A 5658-nucleotide genomic window follows, 5' to 3' on the forward strand; every position below is an offset into this window, starting at 1 on the left:
ATTCTTTTCGCGGTTTCCGATTTCAAGATGATCTCTGCTTCTTCAATGGAATATTTCTTTGGAATGTTTACTTGAAACCGACATTCCGCACCCCTTATTCAAAAAATCCTGATTTTTTAAACTCATTGGCAGGAATTTTAATTTCAAACAAACGGCGATGATCACCTCACTCTCGCGATGGGCGGTGTGAACCGCACCTATTACGGCGCTGGCAGTCTGATTGGCGTCGAACCGATCCGCGCCGGTATCGGGCTTGAAGTCCGCATGCTGCAGGTCGCCCTCAGCCCACTGACGCCGGAGGTCGCGCAGCTCTTGCGCGGCTATGATGCGCGGCTTGCCCCGGCGGAGGTGCACCGCGGGCTGTTATCACTCGAGACCGGCCAGCTGATTGCCGCGCCGATCCGAGTGTTTCGCGGCTGGGTCGACGAGGTGAAGATCCGCACCGGCGAAGTGGGCGGCGCTAGTGAGGCGACTGTTACATTGGCCAGTGCCGCCCGTGGCTTGACCCGTGCGCTGACACTCACACGATCGGACGCGGAGATGCGCCGGCGGAGTGCGGGCGACCAGTTCAGAGACTACACGGACATCTCAGGCGAGGTTGGCGTCTGGTGGGGCGAGAAGCGGGAGCGGGCCTGATGGAGAGGCTTTCCATGCTGATCACTTACGCCGCCGAGGCAGGCCAGCGCCCGTTTCGACCGGGGCGCCACGACTGCGCACTCTTCGCCGCCGGTTGGGGCAACGCTTCACGCAATGCCATGCGCATGTTCCAAGAACAAAACGGCCTCCCGACAACCGGTGCACCGGACAGAGCAACATTGAAAGCGCTGGGTGTACAGCCTGGCCAATAAATCAAAACAGCCAACCAGCTAATCCAAAGTGCAGAGGGATGCCCCCTCTGCACAGTCACCTGAAAGGGACACATCATGGAATTCATCATTGTCGGCGCAATTGTTTTCGGACTCATCGGGTTCTTCATCGACGGCGGGAAAGGCGCGATTTGGGGCGCCCTACTGGGCCCGATTGGCCTCATCATTGCCGCCATTCTAAAGGGTAAATGAGCGTCGGTACTAGTGCTCCGCACCAGACGAAGGTCTCCCAGCCTATCTCTGTTCCTTTCAATCATTCAAACAGGCGGTGCAAGTGCCAGCTCAGCGCAGGTGTGGCGGCCTTCCAAAATTTAGGCTGGTAGCATTGTGCATTTACACGACCGGCCCAAACCGGCCATTCAGCGCACCCGAAATCCAATTTATTCGCTTCCCAAAAGCTGACATTGGTCAATGGTGCAGCATTTTGTCTTAGTCAGCAAACGCAAGAGGAACGAATTTCCGTCTTTGATACAAGAAAGCACAAGGTCCGTGCGTTTATCGCAGGAGCAATTTCGATGGGGCGCACCCAGGACAGCGCAACACAGCTTCATGACTTCTAAAATGTCTAAGTTCTTGGAGTCGGGTTTTTCTTTACCTCAACAGCCAGCGGCCCTTTGACCGCTGGCCCTGAAGGGTTCCACAAACCAAGTTCCCATCAGCTTTGCGGGCTTTAATGCCCGAGCCATTCGGCGGAGTGTCTTGGTTTTGGCGGCAGACTTATCCTCGCGCCACCCCCATTTGATGCCGGCGCTGACGACATCACCCGATGCGACATAGAGATCCAGAAGCGCCCCGCTTTCCAACGGTTGGACAACCTGTGTGCGTTGCGACGGGATGACCTCGCCCTGCGCTCGGGTGACCTGGTCGATCTCGGCCTGTGATGACCACAAAAGGAAGACGCATAGACATGCGGTCCCCGCCCGAATGATCAAATGCCCACCCCTGTTATCACGCGTTTGGCGCAGCGTGGCTGCCGGATCCATCCCCTGCCCGCTCACCCCCGTGCCTCCGCCAATTTTTCGAGGATCGCGTCCCGCGGGCCATCCATCGCAATCCGTCCCTGGTGGACAACAACCAGACGATCAACAAGCTTGTCGCCCGTTCGCTCATGCCGCCTCGACGCGCGAGGCGGACCTTCCTGTAAAGTTCGACGCTGAAAATACCCCAGCCCTCCCTGCAAACAGAAAGGGCCAAAGTGGCAAAGTTTTACTCTGCCCGCAGCAAGACAATCTCGCCACTTCTGTGGCTCACTTTTGCATTGCCGTTCTCAACCTCTGCATAAAGGGAAGAATGCGCTCTTCGCGGGTCATGACGAGGGCGGCATCGCCTGGGGCCGCATCGCCTCGCTGATCGAGACCTGCAAGATCAACGGCGTCGAGCCCTTCGCCGATCTCAAGGCAACCCTCACAGCCATCGCCAATGGCCACCCGCAAAGCTGCATCGACGATCTGCTACCGTGGAACTTCAAGCCGTCAAGCTGACCCGACAGTGCCCTTCTGGGAACGCTTACCTATCAAAGGAGCGGCATCAAACCGTGACAGGACCAACTATCACCTACCGCCGGTCGAGCACCTTTCGCAGTCTGGCGGCCATTTGTTCCCGTCTATAGGGCTTCTTGAGAAATTCCACGTCGGGATCCAGCATAGTTTTGTCCGTGTAGCCAGAGGTGAAGAGAACCTTCATCTCGGGCCGCAGTGCTTGGACGGTCTCAGCAAGCTGACGACCGTTCATCCCATCTGGAAGCACGATATCGGTGAACAGGAGATCTACCTGCGGCGCCTGCTTCAAGAGTTCCAAAGCGTCGGGGCCGGACGCGGCAGCAATGACCTCATAACCCAGCCCCTCAAGTTGACTGATCAGATGATCGCGCACCAGCGTGTCATCTTCGACAACCAAGATCGTTTCATCTCCGCCAAGCATCGCACTATTCGCCGCCGGGACGTCGGGCTGAGGTGCTGACTTGCGCGCGCGCGGGAAATACAATTTAACCGACGTGCCTTCGCCTGGTGCAGTGTCGATGTAAATATGACCGCCCGATTGCTTGACGAAGCCGTAGACCATGCTCAACCCCAAGCCGGAGCCACTGCCCACCTCTTTGGTTGTGAAGAAGGGCTCGAATATCCGCGCCATAACTTCCGCGTGAATGCCCTCGCCGGTGTCGGTGACAGTGATCAACACAAACTCCCCGGGGTTCACGTCCTCTTCGCTCGCGGCGGCAGTGGCCTCATCCAGTTCTGCATTCGCGATGTCGATGGTAAGGAGGCCACCTTCGGGCATTGCATCGCGGGCGTTCAACGTCAGGTTCAAGATCGCTGATTCCAGTTGTGACGGATCAATTTCGGTCTTCCACCGGCGTCCCGTGCGGGTGAACGCGATATCGATGTTCGCGGTCAGCGTTCGACGCAGCAGGCCTTCTATTCCCTTCACGAGAGCATCCACGTCCACCAAGTGCGGATCCAGCATCTGCGTGCGGGAGAACGCCAGCAGCCGTTTGATCAGCTCGCCCCCCCGTTCGGCTGTGGTTTCAATCGACTTGGCGAAGCGCCGTAGGTCCTTTCGGTCGTCGAGGGCGTCGCTGAGCATCTCCGCATTGCCAAGGATCACCGTCAGCAGGTTGTTGAAGTCATGCGCAATGCCGCCAGTCAGTTGTCCTACGGCCTCAAGCTTCTGAGCTTGGCGCAGTCGGTTCTCCATGTCGCGCTCCGCGGTGACATCGATCATGCTGCCCAAAAAACGGACCGCCTTGCCCTCGGAGTTGCGGATAATGAAGGCGCGGTCGACGACGGTTGCCAGATTGCCGTTTGCATGCGGATAACGATATTCCTCGGTCCACGTGCTGGCCAAGCCACTGGCCGCTGCGTAAAAGCTATCTCTTACCCGCTCCCTATCCTCGGCGTGGATACGCTCTATCCAGAATTCAGACCCGGGCTTTATCTGAGCCGGATCATGGCCAAACATCGTTTGCAAATTCTCGTTGCACCAGTAGGTGCCGGCGATCATATCCCAGTCCCAGATCACGTCGTTCGTAGCTTTCGTCACCAACAAGAAGCGCTCATCGCTCATCCGGAGCTGGGCTTCTTTCCGGCATCGTGCTACTGCATCCCGCAACCGCTCGGCCACATCTTCGACCAGCTTGACGTCAACAGAGCGCCAGTCGTGCGGGGTGAGAAACTGAACGCCCAAGACCGCGCGTAGCTGGCCACCCTCCATCAACGGGGCGTAGACAAGTCCGGAGACTGCGGTGTACTCCTGCGTATCATCGATGGTAACCGTCTGACCTTCTTTCAGCAGGTCGAGAAAAGGGATCTGGACGTTCTGACTGGCCTCGGGTCGGGGACCGTTGCTCCAGAGGTGCGGCATGAATTGCCCGTCGCTGTCGCCGATTTCTCCATAAAGGACCTGGTCGACACCCAGACGGTGGCCAAGCGCCGCGCATGTTACATCGACAAGGGACTCCTCATCCTCTTCTTCCCGCATGCGGTCAACGAGCCCCAACGTAAAGCTGCGCCTTTCCGCGTCTTCGAGCTGCGTCCGCTCAATCACCCGGTGCGATGTAAGATCGATGGCAAGCAGGATGAGCTGCAAGTGGTCGATACGGCGGGCATTCAGCACCATGCTGCGATGCCCGATCTCCTCGAAGTCGTGTTCGACCTCGAAGTCATCGACAGTATCGTTTTCGGGGATAACATCTTCGAGCAATTCACGCAGCTTCGGAATGTCCCACTGATTGTTGCCAAGCTCGAAGACGAGGTGACCGATGGTCTCCTCCCGATCGACCTTGAAGGCGTCGTAAAACGTATCGTTGGCTTTTTGAACCCTGAGGTCTTCACCAAGGACCAGAAAAGGCACAGGAGAAGCCTCGATGGTTTCCTCGGCAAGTTCCTTCTGCCATTCCAACTGGGAAAGTAAATCCTGGTGCTGCGTAATGTCGTCAATTGCCAGCAGGATCACGTCAGGATCGTGCTCAGGGATCTCACGCGCATTGATCTTCATGATGCGGCGACCGATACTTTCGAAGCAGTGCTCGACCACGAAGTCGTCGACGGAACCGCTGGTTGGGAGGATGTCGGTTAACAGCTCGCGCAGTTTCGCAATATCCCACTGCCCGTTGCCGAGATCGTAGATTGCAACACCCTCTGTTTCGGCCTGATTGACCTCGAATTTATGATAGAAGGCCCTGTTCGCGCCCTTGACGAAAAGGTACTTGTCGAGAACGATGAGTGGCTGATGCATCGTTTTCAGGATGGCTTGGGCGTCAAGATTCTTCATGGTCAGGCCTCAAGCTTTTCCGATGTATGCACCCTCATCGTCGGAGCCGCTTATCGGCTCCTGCGCAGCACACTGATTTAATAAACAAAGCGTAGCCTATTGAGGCTGATGACGCATGTGGAAACTTGCAAACCGCCAACGGCGGCTGAAAGGGCACTGAATCCACTGCCCCTGATCACGCAATGACAGCCACGACGCTTTTTAAATAAGAGCCTTGCGGAGTTTGTCGGCGTCGAACAGCTTTTTTGGCACACGATCAGGGCTCCCAAACTCACAGGCATCAATGGTAGTGTCATCTAAAGTTTCGTAAGAAGCTAGCACATGGGGGCACCGAGATATAGCTAAAAGTTGGTGATGGCCCCTGAGGGGCGGCATATCATGGCGTTGTTCACGCGCCGCAATTCTCATCTGAGAAAAGGATATGCCACATGACGACAAATACCATTACCCAACTGCCCGATCCACAGGGATTTTCGCCTGATCCTCTGACAGAACTTTTACGGTCTGGCGCGCAGCGGTTGAT

Annotated in this window: 5 protein-coding genes and 1 pseudogene; 4 read left to right on the forward strand and 2 right to left on the reverse strand. The window is 56.7% G+C overall.

The annotated features are described in order from the left end of the window. Positions 1 to 186 precede the first annotated feature (186 nt). The 3 genes from R6T97_RS05685 to R6T97_RS05695 all read left to right on the forward strand — a co-directional run bounded on the left by R6T97_RS05685 (position 187) and on the right by R6T97_RS05695 (position 1058). The gene (locus tag R6T97_RS05685; RefSeq protein WP_410348330.1) at positions 187 to 636 is read left to right on the forward strand and encodes a hypothetical protein; all 450 of its coding nucleotides are present in this window, start codon (positions 187 to 189) and stop codon (positions 634 to 636) included. Positions 637 to 650: 14 nt separating this feature from the next. Then, on the forward strand, positions 651 to 848 hold the full coding sequence (locus R6T97_RS05690) for a peptidoglycan-binding domain-containing protein (RefSeq protein ID WP_410348331.1): 198 nt from the start codon (positions 651 to 653) through the stop codon (positions 846 to 848). A 75-nt stretch (positions 849 to 923) separates the two neighbouring features. Beyond that, positions 924 to 1058, forward strand: a complete 135-nt coding sequence (locus R6T97_RS05695) for a hypothetical protein (RefSeq protein WP_295512594.1) — start codon at positions 924 to 926, stop codon at positions 1056 to 1058. Between the two features lie 404 nt (positions 1059 to 1462). Here R6T97_RS05695 and R6T97_RS05700 read toward each other — a convergent pair whose 3' ends face one another. Continuing rightward, positions 1463 to 1756 (reverse strand): hypothetical protein, encoded by a 294-nt coding sequence (locus R6T97_RS05700; protein ID WP_410348332.1) that lies wholly within the window; start codon positions 1754 to 1756, stop codon positions 1463 to 1465. Positions 1757 to 2152: 396 nt separating this feature from the next. Here R6T97_RS05700 and R6T97_RS05705 point away from each other — a divergent pair. Then, positions 2153 to 2347 (forward strand): annotated as a pseudogene (locus R6T97_RS05705) (transposase domain-containing protein); the annotation flags it as partial. Between the two features lie 73 nt (positions 2348 to 2420). Here R6T97_RS05705 and R6T97_RS05710 read toward each other — a convergent pair. Then, positions 2421 to 5135, reverse strand: coding sequence for an ATP-binding protein (locus R6T97_RS05710; protein ID WP_372922663.1), 2715 nt, complete (start codon positions 5133 to 5135; stop codon positions 2421 to 2423). Between the last annotated feature and the right edge of the window lie 523 nt (positions 5136 to 5658).

This window comes from Yoonia sp., from assembly GCF_046498525.1.
Classification (GTDB): domain Bacteria; phylum Pseudomonadota; class Alphaproteobacteria; order Rhodobacterales; family Rhodobacteraceae; genus Yoonia.